The 17425-nt window shown below is 53.7% G+C and carries 13 protein-coding genes and 1 tRNA gene; 6 read left to right on the forward strand and 8 right to left on the reverse strand.

Going from position 1 to position 17425, the window contains the following annotated elements:
- Positions 1–107: 107 nt before the first annotated feature.
- The 4 genes from OSO_RS51765 to OSO_RS0125840 all read right to left on the reverse strand — a co-directional run bounded on the left by OSO_RS51765 (position 108) and on the right by OSO_RS0125840 (position 6993).
- Positions 108–2408 (reverse strand): ABC transporter permease, encoded by a 2301-nt coding sequence (locus OSO_RS51765; protein WP_010585938.1) that lies wholly within the window; start codon positions 2406–2408, stop codon positions 108–110.
- 12 nt (positions 2409–2420) lie between these two features.
- Positions 2421–3740 (reverse strand): efflux RND transporter periplasmic adaptor subunit, encoded by a 1320-nt coding sequence (locus OSO_RS0125830; RefSeq protein ID WP_010585939.1) that lies wholly within the window; start codon positions 3738–3740, stop codon positions 2421–2423.
- Positions 3741–4071: 331 nt separating this feature from the next.
- Entirely contained in the window at positions 4072–6315 is a 2244-nt protein-coding gene (locus tag OSO_RS45145; RefSeq protein WP_010585940.1) for a serine/threonine protein kinase, read from the reverse strand.
- A gap of 12 nt (positions 6316–6327) precedes the next feature.
- Positions 6328–6993, reverse strand: a complete 666-nt coding sequence (locus OSO_RS0125840) for a sigma-70 family RNA polymerase sigma factor (RefSeq protein ID WP_202799977.1) — start codon at positions 6991–6993, stop codon at positions 6328–6330.
- A gap of 353 nt (positions 6994–7346) precedes the next feature.
- On the opposite strand from OSO_RS0125840, the gene OSO_RS50980 reads away from it, so the two are divergent.
- Both OSO_RS50980 and OSO_RS0125850 read left to right on the forward strand, forming a co-directional pair.
- A complete protein-coding gene (locus OSO_RS50980; protein ID WP_157605455.1) occupies positions 7347–7778 on the forward strand; it encodes a hypothetical protein in 432 nt (143 codons plus the stop codon).
- A 505-nt stretch (positions 7779–8283) separates the two neighbouring features.
- Positions 8284–8517 carry a hypothetical protein gene (locus OSO_RS0125850; protein ID WP_202799978.1) on the forward strand — a complete coding sequence of 78 codons (234 nt, stop codon included), beginning with the start codon at positions 8284–8286 and terminating at the stop codon, positions 8515–8517.
- 140 nt (positions 8518–8657) lie between these two features.
- Here the strand turns inward: OSO_RS0125850 and uvsE are convergent, their stop codons facing one another.
- The 4 genes from uvsE to OSO_RS0125885 form a co-directional block, all read right to left on the reverse strand.
- Positions 8658–9872, reverse strand: coding sequence for a UV DNA damage repair endonuclease UvsE (gene uvsE, locus OSO_RS45150; protein WP_010585944.1), 1215 nt, complete (start codon positions 9870–9872; stop codon positions 8658–8660).
- Entirely contained in the window at positions 9869–10273 is a 405-nt protein-coding gene (locus tag OSO_RS0125860; protein ID WP_010585945.1) for a TspO/MBR family protein, read from the reverse strand. The genes uvsE and OSO_RS0125860 overlap by 4 nt, the downstream gene beginning before the upstream one ends.
- 326 nt (positions 10274–10599) lie before the next feature.
- A tRNA-Ala gene (locus tag OSO_RS0125870) sits at positions 10600–10672 on the reverse strand.
- 584 nt (positions 10673–11256) lie between these two features.
- Positions 11257–11655, reverse strand: a complete 399-nt coding sequence (locus tag OSO_RS0125885; protein ID WP_010585946.1) for a hypothetical protein — start codon at positions 11653–11655, stop codon at positions 11257–11259.
- A gap of 501 nt (positions 11656–12156) precedes the next feature.
- Between OSO_RS0125885 and OSO_RS0125895 the strand changes: the two genes are divergently transcribed.
- The 4 genes from OSO_RS0125895 to OSO_RS0125910 all read left to right on the forward strand — a co-directional run bounded on the left by OSO_RS0125895 (position 12157) and on the right by OSO_RS0125910 (position 17405).
- Positions 12157–14214: a carboxy terminal-processing peptidase gene (locus OSO_RS0125895; RefSeq protein ID WP_010585947.1), complete on the forward strand. Its 2058-nt coding sequence runs from the start codon at positions 12157–12159 to the stop codon at positions 14212–14214.
- Between the two features lie 85 nt (positions 14215–14299).
- A complete protein-coding gene (locus OSO_RS0125900; RefSeq protein WP_010585948.1) occupies positions 14300–15283 on the forward strand; it encodes an ABC transporter ATP-binding protein in 984 nt (327 codons plus the stop codon).
- Between the two features lie 7 nt (positions 15284–15290).
- Positions 15291–16115 carry an ABC transporter permease gene (locus OSO_RS0125905; protein WP_010585949.1) on the forward strand — a complete coding sequence of 275 codons (825 nt, stop codon included), beginning with the start codon at positions 15291–15293 and terminating at the stop codon, positions 16113–16115.
- A 66-nt stretch (positions 16116–16181) separates the two neighbouring features.
- Positions 16182–17405 (forward strand): MFS transporter, encoded by a 1224-nt coding sequence (locus OSO_RS0125910; RefSeq protein ID WP_010585950.1) that lies wholly within the window; start codon positions 16182–16184, stop codon positions 17403–17405.
- The last annotated feature ends 20 nt before the right edge of the window (positions 17406–17425 follow it).

The raw sequence follows: 17425 nt of genomic DNA on the forward strand, positions 1-17425 counted from the left end.
GTAAGCTAACGCTCCATGTACATCGTGCTCTTGATGTTTGGGATAGAAAACACGACAGGTGAACGGCAATTGCCATAACAAACACATGTTGGAAAGAACGTGGCATTTCATTCGTAACGCAGAGCATCGATCGGATCCAAGCGCGAGGCCTTCCAGGCTGGATAAAAACCAAACGTAATTCCGACTGAGGCTGATACAACGAACGAGGCGATGATTGCAGGAACAGAGGTTTCGATCGGCCATCGAAGCAGGAACCAGACTAAGGTCGAGGCACTTCGGCCCAACACGATTCCCATCACGCCGCCAAAGAGGCACAAAAGAATTGCTTCGATCAGAAACTGGCGCATCACGTGATACGCCCTTGCGCCCACGGCCATCCGCAAACCGATCTCTCGTGTTCGTTCAGTGACTGAGACAAGCATGATATTCATGATTCCCACGCCTCCAACGGCCAGTGAAATCATCGCGACGATGAGCAGCAGGCCGCCCATCATTTGTGACATTGCTCCGAACGCTTTCAACATCTCACTCATGTTGCGAATGTTAAAATCGTCGTCCTGCCCCTCTCGAATATGGTGGCGTTCGTGAAGGAGTGAGGTGATCTGAGCGATCGCAGAGGGGATTTCGTCTGCTGAAGCGGCCTTCACCATGATCTGATCAACGTTGGTGAAACGGGTATGTTGCGGGTGATTTGTCGATTGTGTCGAGTCCTTGGCCGGATAGAGCGACGTGGAGGCAGGATAGATTTCACTTAACGAATTCGAATCTGTGCTTGAAGAGCTACTGGTGGAACCTTGACTCGAGCCGCCGGTGTTATTGCCGGACACTCGATACTTCAATGTTGTCCAAGGCGCAATCAAAATGTCGTCCTGATCCATACCCATCATGTTGGCCCCCTTGCGTCCGAGGACACCAACGACGCGCAAGGTGACATTCTTGACACGAAGATCCTTGCCCACCGGGGATTCGGCTTCGAAAAGCTCCTTGGCGAGTGTCAGACCGATAACGCAGACCTTATTGCTTCCGCGAACATCACGATCGGTGAACATTTCTCCTTCTTCAATTTCATTCCAATCACGGACCTTTAAGTAAGTCGGTGTGGTTCCGATGATCGACATCGGCACCCAGTTGCGATTGCCACGGATGACTTGCGCCTGAATCGAAATCGTCGGCGCGACATATGCCACGCTCGAACACTGCTCGTCGACCGCTTCGCAATCCTGCGGTGTTAGCGTCATTTCACTGCCAGATCCAAAATTGATCCCACCGCTGGACGATGCGCCTGATTGAACCATCAAATTGTCGGCACCCATCGTGGACATTGTCTTAAGTAACGCGACGCGAGAACCCTGGCTAATCTCGACCATGGCAATCACTGCGGATACCCCAATCACAACCCCAATAGCGGTCAGGGCCGAGCGCATGCGGTTTCTCCACAACGCGGCTACCGATGTGCGAATCGATGAAGGCACTACCTTTGTGAGGAGCTCAACAGATAGTGGCGCGCCAATCGCCGATCTTTGTTGTCTGCTAAGAACGACTCGCGTGTCTGCTTGAATTGACGTGTGTACCGCAGCACGTCGACGGGATCGCACTGTGACACCACTACCCTCGCAATCCCCATCAGGTGAATCTTCAGAGTGATTCTTTCCGGACGTTTGAATTTCAGCGACGGCCGCAGGTTGTGAATTGCACGAATCGAGAACGGGAGCATTGCCATGCGGATTCTTTCGATCTTCAATTATCAACCCATCCTCAACTCGAATCGTACGAAGAGCAGCGGCAGCGACCTTTGGATCGTGCGTCACCAGAATAATCGTGATCCCCGATTCATTGAGCTGGCGAAACATCTGCAGTATCTCGGCACTCGTGTGGGAATCGAGGTTGCCCGTTGGTTCGTCCGCCAGAAGAACAGCTGGTTGGTTGATCAGCGAACGCGCGATCGCGACTCGTTGTTGCTGGCCACCGGACATTTTCGAGGGCACATGATCGAGGCGATTTTGCAGTCCCACGCGTTCCAGTATTTCGATCGCGCGCTGGTTCGCGACAGTCGTCGACGGGGCATTGACGGCATAGTCCAATGGCATCAGGACATTCTGCACGGCTGTCGTTCGTGCCAGCAGGTTGAAGCTTTGAAAGACGAATCCGAGCTTCGACGTACGGACGATCGCCCGTTCGCTGGCGTTTAGCTTTCCGACTTCCTGGCCGTCCAGCCAGTATTCACCGGAACTGGGGCGATCCAGGCAACCCAAAACATTCATCAGTGTGCTTTTGCCTGAGCCTGAAGCACCGACAATGGCGACGAATTCTCCACGCCGGATCGTGAAACTCACTCCTTTGAGGACGGGGACATCAACTTCTCCAACGCGATATGTCTTTGTCACATTTGCGATACGAATCAGATCCATGAGTACACGACCTCATTCTTTTTTAGCGGCATCGCTTTGTTTGTTGCGGGGAATCTTTGGCGGTGCGAACGGGTTGTTCACTTCATCGGAGGCCGAGCTGGACTTCTCGCCCAGCACAACCCGAACCCCTTCGGTGATTCCTTCTCCCGAAATTTCAGTCGACGATCCGTCGTTGATTCCAAGCGTGACGAGCAGGGGTGAAACAAAATTGTCCTTCTGAATCCAAATCACCCCTTGGTTTTCGCCCTTGGGGATCGGAATTAATTCTGGGTTCTCCGGTGCAATCCGACCTTGCGGCGGGGTGTAACGCAGCGCGGCGTTTGGCACGAACAACACATCTGACCGCTTTTCGATCTGAAACTTGACATCTGCAGTCAGGTACGGAAGAAGTTTCATATTCGAGTTGTCTGTCGCAATGACGACGGTGTAGGTCACGACGTTCTGAGTCATCGACGCGTTAAGTCGAATCTGCGAGACCCTGCCGTAGAAGCGGTCTTTCGGAAAGGCATCCACCGTAAACTGCACCGGCATGTTGGGGCTCAGTAGGCCGATATCCGCTTCATTCACCGAGGCCCACACTTGCATTCGACGAAGATCTTTCGCGATCAAGAATAGGCTCGGTGTGTTAAGACTTGCGACGACGGTCTGTCCAATGTTGACCCGGCGATCGATGATGGTCCCAGAGACAGGCGAGTTGATCGTGGTGTATCCAAGATTGATCTCAGCGAGCTTTAAGGCAGACTCTGATTGATCGATGACACTTTTGCCGACTTCAACGCTGGCTTTGGCAATCTCATGATTTGCCTTTGCAGAGATGTAGTCAGAGTCGGAGATGGCTCTGAACTGGGCTGATGCTTGAGAACCAGTTGTGGACGGATTACCGGAGGTGTCACCCCGAAGCTTTTGGGCCCGGATCCATTCTGCTTCCGTTTGTTCACGCTTCGCCTGCATCTGCAGCAGGTCGGCTTTGGCCTTATCGAAATTCGCCTTGGCCTGATCGCGCTGGGCCACGTAGACAGACGGATCGATCTGGACAAGCAACATCCCTTCCTCGACGGGCGACCCGTAATCCAAAGTCATATTGGCGTACGAGGAATCAGATTTTCCGCGAGGGTCGAGACCGATTTCCTTGATCCGGCCAGCGAGCTGGGCTCCCACGTCAACGACTTCTTCGGGCTCGACTGTTCCCGTAGCCCCCACAGTCAGGGTCAAGTCGCCGCGTTCGATTGAGACCGTTCGGTATTTCACCGTCTGAGTCGCTTGCGTGCAACAAGAGTAAAACAATACCGCACAAAGCGTTAGGACACCGACAATCGCCAGTAAGGCTTTCATAAAGTTCAGTCTGCGGCGGCACAAATGACGTCCTCAGTTATTGGCAATCAAGCATTGAGCCACAATCCGCCGCGGTCCTTTCTCAATGTAAGGTGCGGCCGAAGATCAGATGGAGCGCGCATTCGGCGAAATTTTTGAAAAACAGTTCGTCGTCCGTCACCGTGCTCCGCCTGTTTCCGGCCACCCTCACGCGGTCCTACCAGTGAGCGGGTCGCAGCAATCCGACGCGGACCAATCAGATTCCACGTATTTGCGACGAAACGGAAATACGAGACAGTGGGAATGAGAGGCGCATTTTTGTTGAGACAAACAGTGCGAGGCCGATCAAACGTTAGTTCTTCGGCAACAGCAATGGCGGCCGAGGTATCTCCGTGGTGAAGGGAACGCCAGTGATTTCGCGCCACTTTACGAGCTGTTGGTCGGTCAGAATGGCCAACGCACGTTGATTGGCCGACAGAAATTGCCGCCCATCAATTGATTCATCACCTTGATTTTGGCTCTGAGCGGTCCGCAAGGAATTGACCAAGATTCCGTCTTCAATCACTCGAGCACGTTCTTGCTGCTCACCCGTCAATTGCAATGCGGTTGCGACGTCAGGATCTCGAAACGCATCCGACACGTCCGTTTGCAAACTGATCTGATACAAACGTTGTAACTGGTCCTGACTGAGGATCGTCCGCACGACGGATTCATTTTGTCGGGCATCCTTCAGCAACTGTTGCAATCGCTCGGACGCCGGACGATGCCCCAATTCGTTAATCATTTCCTGGAATTGCTGATTGACGTGTTCCGACAGCTTCTTGACCTGTCTGCGCTGTTGCTCGTTGAGCTTCAGGTCAATATGCACGGCGTCATTGTCGAGGAGACGAATCTGTCGACTCGCACGAAGTGCCGCGAGATCGGCCAAGATCTTTTCGACGCGGCTTTGTGCCTCACGAAGGTCGACTTGAGCACGATCGTCTTCTTTTCTCTGCTCGATGAATTCGCGGTAGTACGACAAGACCGAAGTCAGCAACCGTTTTCGTATCGGCTCTGTCCCTGGCTGATCCACAAGTTCTTCTTCGCTGGCCCGGAACAGTTCATCAACACTTCGTCGCGCCAGCCGGTATTGTTCTTCGGCTTCATCGGCGCGCGCACGCTCCCGCTGAAATGCCTGTTGCACCTTGAGTCGTTCTCCGTGAATGATCGCTGAGGCGACGAGAGATCCCACCGTGGTCAGCACCAAAAGGATGCCTCCCGCAATTAGCAGCGAGGGATGTCGACGTAGCCATTTCCGAGTTCGCTCCAATACCGTCGGCCGCCTCGCTCGAATCGGCTGGTCCTCAAGGTAACGTTTCAAATCGGCGGCGAATTCTTCAGCGGTTGTGTACCGGTCAAAAGGTGACTTGCTGAGCGACTTCAGGACGATTGTCTCCAGCTCTTCGGGTACATTCGGAGCGACTTTACGAAGCGGTACAGGATCGACCTCCGCGATTTGCCTGAGAAGTTCGTTGCGGTCTGTTCCCTCAAAGAGCGTTCTTAGCGTCAGAAGTTCGTACAGCGTGGCCCCGAGTGAATAAATGTCCGTGCGTTGATCCACCAGTCCGGGCAGGGCTCGTGTTTGCTCAGGACTGGCATAGCGCAATGTGCCGAGAATCTCTCCGGAAACCGTCAGACCAGCGTCACCGGCAATCTGAGCCAGGCCAAAATCGGTGATCCAAATTTCACCGCGTGTATCGATCAAAAGATTCGCCGGTTTAATGTCCCGGTGAACGATTCCCACCTCGTGAGCGTATTGAAGCGCCAGCGCGCATTGACGGCCCAGATTGGCCACCCAATCACAGTATTTGCGACTGGCGGTGTCATATCCGCGCGGTATGACCGACTCTTTGATCTCTGGAAAAGTCTTGTCTGTCGCGACCAATGCTGTACGCGACCGGGCTAATTTAAGGAATTCGTTGCCGCTGTCCTGCACATCGAAAGCGGCCCCCTCTTTTAAGTTCCTCATCTCACCGATCAACTCACCGAGACTTTGGCCCTCAATAAGCTGCATGGCGTAGTAATGCACGCCCAATTCGGCACCAACTCCATGGACGGCAACAATGTTCTCATGTCGTAAGTTGGCTGCCGCCATGGCTTCGTTTTTGAACCGTTGCAACCGCTTCGGATCGAGAGCCGCAGCGAACGGCAGCACCTTCAATGCAACACGACGACGCAGAGAAAGCTGTTCGGCCTCGTAGACCACGCCCATCCCGCCACGGCCAATCTCCCGAATCAAGCGGAATTCGCCAAGTTGTCGAGTCTGAATTGACTCATCGGATCGCTGCGCGTCTGGAACCTCCTTGAGATTGTCCTGCCACCAGATCAGCGTCTTTTCGTCCAACAGAGGCGAATATGCAGCCTCGCGCAGCGGACCGGCGACTCGCTCAACCCCCGTCTGCAGATCCATGTACTCTCGCAGCTCGTCGGCAAACTCGGGGTGCTGTACGAAAAAATCCTCCTGTCGGACAATTTTTCCGGCCTCGCAAGCCTCGATGTAGGAGGCCAGCACTTCGTTGAGTCGAGATTCGCGATCGCTAGCGTCGTCGGCACTCATCTTGTCTTCTTCTCATGACCCCATCAACTCACGAAGTCTACGAAGGCCTCGATACAAGAGTCCAGCGACGGCACTCCGGCTCTTTCCGACTTCATCTGCAACGACCGCCAAGGGCATGCCCTTCAAATGATGCAATTCGAGTACCTCACGCTGTTCGTCTGAGACCTGTGACATCGCTCTCGCCAGCGCAAGCACCTCTTCCGCACGCAACAGATGACCACTCGGCGACGTCTGATCTGCCGTCAGCGCTCGTTCGAGGCGCGATGCCGACAAGTTCAGCTCTGCCTCCAGCGAACGTTCTCGCCCCATGTCTCGTGCTTGGGTAGAAAAACGCCGCGCCGCGCCCGCAATCACATTTGCAAGAATGGAGCGAAGCCATACGAGACGTTCCGCTTCAGTCTGTCCTCGGAATTGGTTCTCACTTCGGCACGCCTCAAGAACGGTCTGCTGCACGACGTCTGACTCGTCCAATTTACGACGCAACCGAGGACCAAATTGCAGGCTCGTTAACAGTCGCAAATAATCCCGATACTCCTCGATCGGGCGACACTCTTCTCCCGCTGGATGATTCATATTCGACATTTCTACGCGATCGCACCACTGCTGATTCTCGGAGACATTTTCTAGCAGCCTGTTGGAGTAACGGGGACTGGCTCCGACCAGATTAAAAAACGCCATGACATCGTGAACGCCAAAGTGCCTGTCCCCCTTGCTTCAGCAGGCTGCTAGGGTTCAACAATACCCTGCCTGGCAGGAAATACCATCCGCGGCATACCAAGCGATTCGGGCAAGTCATCGTCCTGAAATCAACTATCGCAGTTGGATCCAAGCAATCTGTTGACGTAACGGGGACTGGCTCCGACCAGATCAAAAAACGCCATGACATCGTGAACGCCAGGGTGCCTGTCCCCCTTACTTCAACAGGCTGCTAGGTTGAGTGTACGCTTGCCATCCATTCGTCGCGACGCCACAATAAAGACATTCCGTCGTCGACAAAAACGCACCGTCACGATTCATTGGCGAGCGACATCATGCGAGACTTTTTTAGAGGTTGGAAGCGGAAAATCGGAGTTGTCACACTCCTGATGGCTTGCATTCTTTCCAGCTTTTGGATCAGAAGCCAGGCAGTGGAAGATGCGCTGATTTCTCCAATCACCAATGTGAGAATCGAATCAACGACTGGCAGGCTGCGGATTGGCATATTCCATAGCGTGCCGGGTAGCTGGTTCTCTTGGCCCGATTGGAGGTCTCGTTCGGTCGCGGCACCGTTGAACTATCCATGGAGCAACTGGCAACTGGGCCTCGTACATGGGACGAATATTCGCTCGAAAAGCGATCCGCGAGATTTACTAATCATCGCGCCATACTGGCTACTCGTCGTCCCGCTGACCGCCCTCTCCGCCTACCTGCTCATCAGCAAGCCACGGGTGAGAACGCCAGTCTCAGAAAACCAGCCCGTCTGACCTTAGGCAAGCTGGCTTCAGCCAACTTCTCGATGGCCACCCCAGCCAATGTTGTAGCCAACCGCAGACCTGTGGTGAGCCTGGTCTTACCTCGCAGTTCGTCGTGTTTCGCCTAGTCCCTGATGAATTGGCCTCCTTTTTCGGTCCACCGGGACAGATGGATATGTCATGGACAAGCTTCTTGAAAAAGAATGATCTCGGCTTATTCTCAAAACGTTGAGACAGCCCACTGGTTTCGATTGGCTTACCGTCAGTTTTCTGATTCCTACTGCATTAATACTTGTCGTTCGGTGAAGTGGTGTCGTCGCGCCCGAAGTGGATACACGACATCGTCAAACCGCCTGAAGTACCAGCGCGGCCCGAATTGCTTGAGGAACTAGAAAACTCGATACTTCGCATAAAGCGAGACTATTTCCTGATGCGGCGGACATGATGCCTTCATACAGGAGTTTCCCAGATTCTAGCCGAACTCACCGTGATAGAAGTATTGACAAGGAAGATGACTGTGAGCAGTCCAGATAAAATTGTGATCGAACTTACGAATCAAGAAGCACTCGTGCTTTTCGAGTTTTTACGTCGATGCGAAGACGAGAACGATTACAAATTCGCAGATCAATCAGAGGAGCGAATACTTTTGACATTGGAGGTCATACTTGAAAAGCAATTGACTGAAATTTTTTCTCCAGACTACAGTCGGATTTTAGAGGAAGCGCGCAAGCAAATCCGCGATGCCGATTAGGCGTCCTGAAGGTAAAATCCCAGACAGTCAGTTGAGAAGTGTCCGACGACACGACACTTTCCGTAAATCCCAAGTCTCTGTAGAACTGCCGTGAGGCTTCAAAGTTCTTGGCACCGATGAACGCACGAATCGACTTCGCACTATGTTGCATGGTTTTGTTCCAATGGATGACTGAGCGGCAGATTATTGGGCCGCGTGATTCTGTCGATTGCTGATGCCTCGTTCGTCGTCCGAATCAGAGTTTCCTTGGCAGTCCGTGACAATGCTTTTATCGCCAGTTCTCGCTTCAAAGCCATGCTTTGGTTCTGTTGAAGTTCCCAGTAGACACAAACTACTGGTAGGCGAGAGCGAGTGTATCGTGCAGCCGTCCCAGCATTGTGTTGTTCGGCTCGCCTCTCCAAATCGTTCGTGATTCCAGTGTAGAGTGATCCATCTGCACATCTCATAATGTAAACAAGCCATTGCTCTGATAGCTGCTTTCGCAACTTCAGCACGGCGACTTCCTTAGCCTTGGCTTCAACCTCGATGGTCGCACTGATGCCCCGCCAGCACTCGGGAAAGTCGGTGATGTCGATAAGATCGTGGTGTCGTTCCGGCTTCGGTTTCTTCCATCCATCAATTGGACTGGAAATGTGAAACAGCGGCTCCCGATCCCATGTGGCCAAAGCGTTCTTCGTGGTTTCTTCGATGGACATAGCATCTGAATTGCAGCGATGGTGATGCACATCGTAAACGAGCGGGATACCCGTTGCTTTGCAGATCGGTAGTAGATCGGCTGGCGTGTAGGTTTTGTCATCGTTTTCGACGGTCAATCGACTTCTGACCCTCGATGAAAGCCGGTCGAGATTGCGGGCGAAATTGGCAAGAGCCTTCAGTTTGTCGCCGTAGGCACCGCCACCGTGAATGTTGATGACATCAGCCCCGATCCACTCGGCCACTTCAGCCTGATATTCAAGTTCCTGTACGGACTTCTCAACAACATCAGTTCGTGGTGAGTTCAGCACCACGAACTGATCCGGGTGGAAACAAGTTCGCAGTTTGTGCTTAAAGGAGAATTTACCACACTCCTTGAATCTGCGAATGATCTCTTCGCTCTCTGGCAGAGCATCGACTTCGTATCCGCATGTCGGATGCGTCTTGACGGGAAGAATCTGACTGTTGACGCGGAAGCAGCCGATACCGTTGTCGGCACAAAACTGAAGTGCAGCAAGCAGGGCGTCGGCATTCTCCATGCACAGACGGCTCAACTTCATCAAGGCGTCGGACCGCTTCATTTTGCCGATGGATGTCGCCGTCGTCGTGCCAAATTTGATTGGCTCATCACGAAACATACAGCAGAGGCCCAGTCGAATCACGACCTCCCCCAATTCATCAACGTGATCGACAATTGCAGCACGGTTGCCAGCGAGACCCAGACGAAATATGGGACTTGAGCGATGGCAACCCATCGATAGTGTCGCCAGATCGCCACCATCATCCAGATGATTGTGGCCCAGACAATCAAGATGTCCACAGCCGCAAGAGGCAGATTCCTCATGCCGAACTGAATCGGCGTGAAAATCAGGTTCGCCACGAGATTGATGGCGAATGGCAAAGCGATCATCCAAACGACTTTGCCTCGGAACATCTGCACGAATACAAAACCGAACGTCACGAGGATGATCGGGTAGAGAATCTGCCAGATTAGTCCAATGGTCGCCGGGGCAGGCGTCCAAGAGGGCTTAACAAGTCCGTTGTACCAAGTCATCCAGTCCATCAGCGTTCCAATTCATGCTTCATCTGAGTTCATTTGCTCTCGATGAGTTTTAGCCGCTCAAGCGGTTGTCTGGCAGTCAGTCCAATCAAGACACCGTCTTGCCATCGCATTGGTCATTTCGACCTCGACTTCCCCAATACAAAAATTGGACTGGAGCAGCGATGGCGATTCAAGAATACCTGCCCGGACGACCCAAGAAACAGCGTGTCAAGGACGTTCGGCGGCATCTCTGGCATGACGGTACAAATCAGGGCGGCACGCAAACGGGGTACAAATTCCGGCAACAAAAAAAGCCTTAAACCATTACAGTTTAAGGCTTTTCGTTATGGAGGATGGGGGATTTGAACCCCCGACCTCTTGCATGCCATGCAAGCGCTCTCCCAGCTGAGCTAATCCCCCTGGGTGTGATCTCGACGCCGAATCAATCGACAAATCGAGGCCGCGAACTCAACTTATTTTCCGTAAAACGTCAGTTTTCGTTCGTGTGCGGGGAACGTATCAGGGAGCTTGAAGCGCGTCAAGCGATGCCGCTTGCTCACAGATCGCTCATTTTTTTTCTTCCAGTACGCCTCGACAATGGCATGGGAAACCTTCGGCCGTTGCAACCTTGAACCCGCTGATTCGTGCCCTCAATTGGGCGGCCCTCAAAATCACGGCATACCGTTCCAGTCCACCGCTGATAAACGCACCAGAGAAGTGCGGCCCCAGCCATTCGCCAGAATCCCGCCGGGAAAAGCAAAGCGACGATCACGGGGGACTGAATCCACCGGATGCAACGCCTGCCTGGAAACAAAGCCCTCCCCGGGGCTCAATCCAAGAGTCGCGCGGAGGGCTTAAGAAACTCGGCGGATGCAGGCCTTTGCGAAGCCGCTGGGAATCGACCATCGCCCCAGAAGGCGGCACGGTCATTGGATCTTGCTGACTGAGTCACGAGAGGAAATTGGCAGAAGAGAACTTGCCGTCGTTCATAATTGCGACGACGACTAGGCCTGTTTGAGTTTGTAACACCCTGTTGCCTGATCGAACGACACACCTTCAGTGTTATAGAGACATTGATAGAGAACATTACGAAAATTACGGCTCGAGGATTTGTATCCGGAATCCACGATCTTCGATGTCAGATCGGCCATCGAGAAGCCTTTCTTGCTTTTACCTAACAATTCCAGCACGTGTGAACGCAACGACATGTCGTTCTTCAGGCGGCGCCGACGCCGACGAATGACTCGATTGTCGCCCATCACCTCGAGAAGCTGACGATCGATCTCGTCGAGCTGCTTCTGCAGCTCTTCGCGACGTTTCCCCAACTCCATCGCCTTCACACGGCGATCTTCAAGGATCTGTTCCAACTCCGCGACGCTCAACACACCCGTCGGCTTTACCATTTTGTCGTACTCCCGTAACACTTAAAGGCCCGTTGTAAGCGAATCAGTCTTGGATCGTCATTTAGTATGAAAGCGAGCTGAATTTCAGCAATGGCTTCCGTAACCACTAACCTCTCAATTTCGTGAGGTTCCACAACGACACCACACGTCACATCGAGATCATAGACAGAATCCTATAGAGGACTATAGTTCGCATGCGTACGACCATATCAATGCCCTAGCTCTAATTCAAATCCTAATAGCTTACGAATTCGTTGCCTGAACATGTGTCATTGCGCATTGCCGAACCGATGGCACGCCCGACCCAGCTTTCCGCCATCAAGAACAGACGGAAGACCTTTCCGGGGTGCGCGTCTGCCGTGATGCCTCTTGTCGTGATTTTCGGGTTCCGCTACGATTCGTTTGGTCGGTAGCTGCGTCAGGTCGGAGGAGTGACCGCGGGGCATCCGATGCCCTCCAAGATCCGGCGGTATTCAACCCCACTTTGAAGCGGAATCTCTTATGAAGCTGCATGCTCCGTCACGGACCGTCGGAGTTCTCTCCGTCGGCGTCGTTTTTCTCGTCGCGACGACGCTTTTCGCTCAAAATATTGGGGGAGCTCAATCCTCTGAAGCGACTACCGTCAAGCTCGTCGCGAACATGATCTCTCAGTATCACATCAGCCAAAAACCGCTGGATGATCGAATTTCGGCGATGATCCTTCAGCGGTTCATCAAGGAACTCGATCCTCAAAAGATGTACTTCCTCAAGGCGGACATCGACGGATTCGCACGGTATCGCGATCAACTGGACAATTTGCTGCGAAGCGGCGACGCCGCATTCGCACACGAAGCCTGGAATCTTTATTTGCGACGTCTCGACGAGCGCGTGACCGTCGCCAATCGCATGATCGACGAGCCACACGATTATTCGCTCGACGAATCAATGCAGGTCGATGGCGAACAAATGTCCTGGTCGGTCGATCAAAAGGAGCTCAATGATCGTTGGCGGAAACGCATTAAGTATGAGTTGCTCTCACTGCAGCTCGACAAGACCGAGCTCGCAGAAGCCCGCAAGCGCCTGCACAAGCGCTACGAAACCTTCCGCCGCAATGAGCATGACACCGAAGACGGCGAAGTTCTCGAGCGATTCCTGACATCGGTGGCTCACTGCTACGACCCGCATTCAAGCTATATGTCGCCCCAGACTCTCGAAGACTTTCAGATCCAGATGAAGTTGAGCCTTGAGGGAATTGGCGCAGCACTCCGCTCAGAGGACGGAATGACCGTCGTGGCACAGATCGTCCCCGGGGGCGCCGCGGAAAAGGACGGCCGCTTGAAAGTGGGCGACAAGATCGTCGCGGTGGGACAGGAAGATGGCGATTTTCAGGATGTGGTCGAAATGCGGCTGAACCGCGTTGTTCGGCTGATCCGCGGCAAGCTCGGCACAAAGGTTCGCTTGCGAATCCTGCGTGACGCCGGTGAAACGGTCTCGATCGAACTGACGCGTCAAACGATCGAACTGCATTCCTCTGAGGTCAAAGGCAAGATTTTCCAGCCCGCAGATTTTGGCCTGTCCGGTAAAGGTCGAGTCGGGGTCATCAACATCCCATCGTTCTATCGCGACTTCAGCGGAGCCCAGCAAGGCAAGGACGACTTCAAGAGCACAGCACGCGATGTTTCGAAGGTTCTCGGGAACTTTGCCAAAGAAGGTGGCGTTGATGCCATCATCATCGACCTCCGGATGAATGGCGGCGGTGCATTGAGCGAAGCCATCGAAGTGACCGGCCTGTTCATCGACAAGGGCCCCGTGGTCCAAGTCAAAGAGCAGAACGGTAATATCAAGAGCCACGACGACGAAGAGGATGGCGCCGAATATCTCGGACCGCTGATGGTCGTCTGCAATCGGCTGTCGGCATCGGCATCAGAAATCTTCGCGGCGGCAATCAAAGATTACGGTCGCGGGATCGTGGTCGGAGATACGACGACGCATGGCAAAGGGACTGTCCAGAACGTCATGCCCGTCAGCAATCAAATGTTCAAGCTGCTGCCGAGCTCAAAGGATCGCGGCGCATTGAAGTTGACGATCAATCAGTTCTATCGCGTCAACGGCGATAGCACCCAGAACCGCGGCGTCGAGTCGGACGTGGTCCTGCCGTCACTCATCGATCACATGGACCTCGGCGAGTCGTTCATGGATAACGCATTGGCCTTCGATCGCGTTCAACCCGCTCGTCATCAGTACTTGAAGTATGTCACGCCCGAGATCGTGAGCGTCTTGAAAACGGACAGCGAAAAACGCGTCGCGGCCGATCCGAAGTTCCAACAGACCTTAAAGGACATTGATCGATATCTGGCCCGCAAGAGCCGCAAATCCGTCTCACTGAACGAAGAGACGTTGCGTAAGGAACGCGAAGAAGACAAAGCCGCCAAAGAGGTGGAAAAAGAGGAAGAAGAATTCGAAACGAAAAGCGACAAGACTCCGGTCCTGGCCAAGACCGAGTACAACACGGAACTGATGGCGATCGCGGTTGAGTATGCCGGATTGCTGAAAGCCCAAAAGACCGCGGCCAATCGCTAAGTCGCTGGCCAACGTTTATGATCATGACGCTCGGTATCGTTGATACCGAGCGTTCTGTTTTTGAATCTGATAGACTTGTCGATCTATGCCCATTATTGAAGTCAAGAATCTCGCGAAGCATTATCAGGTCTACCGGAAGAACGCAGGCTGGCTGGCCTCGCTGGCCGGTTTGTTTCACCGCGAATACAACGTCGTTCGTGCGGTGAAAGAAGTCAGCTTTCAGATCGAACGGGGCGAGATGGTGGCGTTTCTAGGCCCAAACGGGGCCGGAAAAACAACGACACTAAAGCTGCTTTCGGGGCTGATTTACCCAACGACGGGCACCGCCACGGTTCTCGGCTATGTGCCGTGGCAACGAGCCAATGCCTATCGGAAGCGATTTTCGCTCGTGATGGGGCAGAAGAACCAACTCTGGTGGGATCTGCCCGCTCAGGAATCGTTCATTCTACATCGAGAAATCTACGCCATTGAGCCCGCCCAGTTTCAGCGTCGAGTCGATGAGCTGACCGATTTGCTCGATGTTCGACAACTGGTGAAACAGCCTGTCCGCGAACTGTCGCTGGGCGAGCGAATGCGGATGGAGTTGATTGCGTCGCTGCTACATTCACCCGAAGTTCTATTGCTGGACGAGCCAACGATTGGCCTCGATGTCGTTTCGCAACGAAAAGTGCAAGGATTTCTGAGACACTATCAAGCTGAACAGCAAATGACCGTGCTGTTAACAAGCCACTATATGAAGGATGTCGAGGCACTCTGCCGTCGCGCGATCATCATCAACGAAGGTGAGATCAAGCACGATGGCCCCCTCGCTGACATCGTCGATCGATTCAGCAGCATGAAGCAGATTCATCTTCAATTTGCTGGCACCGAGGTTCCGCCGGACCTGGAACGGTACGGCAAAGTGCTTGAGCAATTACCTCCTCGAGTCAAACTCGAAGTGCCTCGGCAAGAGATTCCCAAAGTTCTGGCCGCATTGCTTGACCGATACACGATTGAAGATGTGGGCGTGCAGGAACGGCCACTGGAGGAAGTCATCGCCGAGCTGTTTGCACGAAAATCGGAAAGCTGAACGAACGATGCCACCTTCACTACGCGTCAAATGGTGCATCTTGCGGACGTCGATCGAAGAACGGCTCGTCTATCGCGCCGACTTTGCCTTCGCGACGCTGGTTCGTTTTTTGCCGATCGTGACACAGGTGTTTCTCTGGGGGGCGATCTATCAGACGGCCAGCCCCACCGATCCGAAATCGATTAACGGGTATACCTACGGCGACATGGTCGCGTATTCACTGCTAGTCATGGTGGGACGCGCATTTTCTTCGATGCCTGGCCTGACAACGGGGATTGCGCGCGATATTCGTGACGGCGCGATCAAGAAATTTCTCGTCCAGCCGATCGATCTATTGGACTATCTCTTCTGGCATCGCGTTGCTCATAAACTGGTCTACTACTTCGTCGCGTTCCTGCCTTTCGGATTCGTGTTTTGGCTGTGTCGTTCGTACTTTCGCGACTGGCCAGGAATCGACGTCCTCATCACGACCTCATTGGCACTTGTGCTGGCATTTCTGATCGGATTTCTGATCGAAAGCCTGATGGGACTTTGCGCGTTCTGGTTTCTGGAAGTCAGTTCACTGGTCTTCGTCTACATGCTGCTCAGCTATTTTCTATCCGGTCACATGCTGCCGCTGGATTGGCTGCCATCCCCCTTCAGCGATGTCATTCGTCTGTTTCCCTTCAAGTACCTGGCGTTTGTTCCCGCCGCGATTTGGCTCGGTAAATACACGCCGTCACAGGTCGCTCTCGAACTGGCGCTCGGCGTTGTCTGGGTTGCCGTTTTGTTCCTACTGAACCGAGTCGCTTTATCCCGCGGGTTGCGACGATATAGCGCTTACGGTGGATGACCTTTAGAACGAAGACGCTTGACCGACACGTGAATGCCCCGCGGGCCGGTCGAGTAGACAAAACTCATGCCCCTCGCACTGCCCGCCGATGAACGGCACATTGACACCTCGGCCGTTTATGGCCGAACCTTCTGGTTGGCCTACTTCGCCAATTCGGCGCTGGTGATGGCGAATGCGTTGACATTTCGCTTCGCCGAACTGGTGCACTTCCTCGGCGGATCAGAGAGTCGCGTCGGGGATATTGTCGCACTGGGAGTTTTGGTCGCTGTCGGTGTGCGATTTAGTTTTTCTCATCTGCTTGATGACTACGGAACTCGGCGTATGTGGCCGGCATGCTCGATCCTGTTTATCAGTGGCTGCGTTCTGTTCGTGAGTGCTTCCCATGAAATGTGGATGCTCTATCTCGCGCGGATCGCGTTTTTCGTTGGGCTGACGGGAATGTTTGCGTGCTCAATGACGCACATCCAGAATCACGTTCCGCCGAGTCGACGGACCGAGATCATTGGCAATCTGGGGAGCAGTGGATTTGTCGGCATGATTCTCGGTTCAAATTTGGGTGACTGGATTCTGTACTTCGTCAAAGATCCACAAACCCAGTTCTTCATCCTGTTCGGCGGAGCGGGCCTGATCGGTGTCGTCTACCTTGGTATCGTTCTGGTTCTGACGCACGGTCAGGATACCGAAGTCCGAAGCGGGTCTCCGATGGCACTTAGGCTGATGTTTCGCTTCTGGCCCGGTACCGTCGTGCTGGCGGCCATGACGATGGGACTGGGCATCACGGCGACGCAGACCTTTCTGACTCGATATGCGACGTCGCAGAAGATCGAAGGGATCGGCGTCTTTTTCACCGGTTATGCAATCTCGGCCTTCGTATTTCGTCTGCTGGTCCAAAATTGGAGTCGTACGATCGGTCGGCATTGGATGCTGGTTCGTGGACTGCTTGGCCACGCAACGGGCCATCTTTTGCTCGCATTCGTGACGGATGGGTGGCAGTTCATTCTGCCGTCGATCATTTGTGGATTTGGGCACGCGCTGCTGTTTCCCGCGGTGGTTTCGCTCGGTTCCGGGACATTTCCCAAAGAATGTCGCGGAGCGGGAACGGCGATTATTCTTGGCTTCACCGATTTTGGCTCGCTGATCTATTCGCCGTTGCTCGGTCGCATCAGTGATGAATTTGGGTTCCACGTGATGTATTGCGTCTCGAGCGGAGTCGCGCTGGCAACGGCGCTGGGCTACATTCTCGTGGCGCGTTACCACCCTGACCATGAAGCGGCGGCGGGTTTGGCGTAAAGAATCGACGTGTCCCACAG

It is taken from the genome of Schlesneria paludicola DSM 18645, assembly GCF_000255655.1.
Taxonomy (GTDB): domain Bacteria; phylum Planctomycetota; class Planctomycetia; order Planctomycetales; family Planctomycetaceae; genus Schlesneria; species Schlesneria paludicola.

What these genes read in the sequence shown, in the direction of transcription:
- OSO_RS0125830 (WP_010585939.1), bottom strand. Translation starts at nt 3,740, where the DNA reads ATGAAAGCCTTACTGGCGATTGTCGGTGTCCTAACGCTTTGTGCGGTA.
- OSO_RS45145 (WP_010585940.1), bottom strand. Translation starts at nt 6,315, where the DNA reads ATGAGTGCCGACGACGCTAGCGATCGCGAATCTCGACTCAACGAAGTG.
- OSO_RS0125905 (WP_010585949.1), top strand. Translation starts at nt 15,291, where the DNA reads ATGCCACCTTCACTACGCGTCAAATGGTGCATCTTGCGGACGTCGATC.
- OSO_RS0125840 (WP_202799977.1), bottom strand. Translation starts at nt 6,993, where the DNA reads ATGGCGTTTTTTAATCTGGTCGGAGCCAGTCCCCGTTACTCCAACAGG.
- OSO_RS0125885 (WP_010585946.1), bottom strand. Translation starts at nt 11,655, where the DNA reads ATGGTAAAGCCGACGGGTGTGTTGAGCGTCGCGGAGTTGGAACAGATC.
- OSO_RS50980 (WP_157605455.1), top strand. Translation starts at nt 7,347, where the DNA reads ATGCGAGACTTTTTTAGAGGTTGGAAGCGGAAAATCGGAGTTGTCACA.
- OSO_RS0125860 (WP_010585945.1), bottom strand. Translation starts at nt 10,273, where the DNA reads ATGGACTGGATGACTTGGTACAACGGACTTGTTAAGCCCTCTTGGACG.
- OSO_RS0125900 (WP_010585948.1), top strand. Translation starts at nt 14,300, where the DNA reads ATGCCCATTATTGAAGTCAAGAATCTCGCGAAGCATTATCAGGTCTAC.
- OSO_RS0125895 (WP_010585947.1), top strand. Translation starts at nt 12,157, where the DNA reads ATGAAGCTGCATGCTCCGTCACGGACCGTCGGAGTTCTCTCCGTCGGC.
- OSO_RS51765 (WP_010585938.1), bottom strand. Translation starts at nt 2,408, where the DNA reads ATGGATCTGATTCGTATCGCAAATGTGACAAAGACATATCGCGTTGGA.
- OSO_RS0125910 (WP_010585950.1), top strand. Translation starts at nt 16,182, where the DNA reads ATGCCCCTCGCACTGCCCGCCGATGAACGGCACATTGACACCTCGGCC.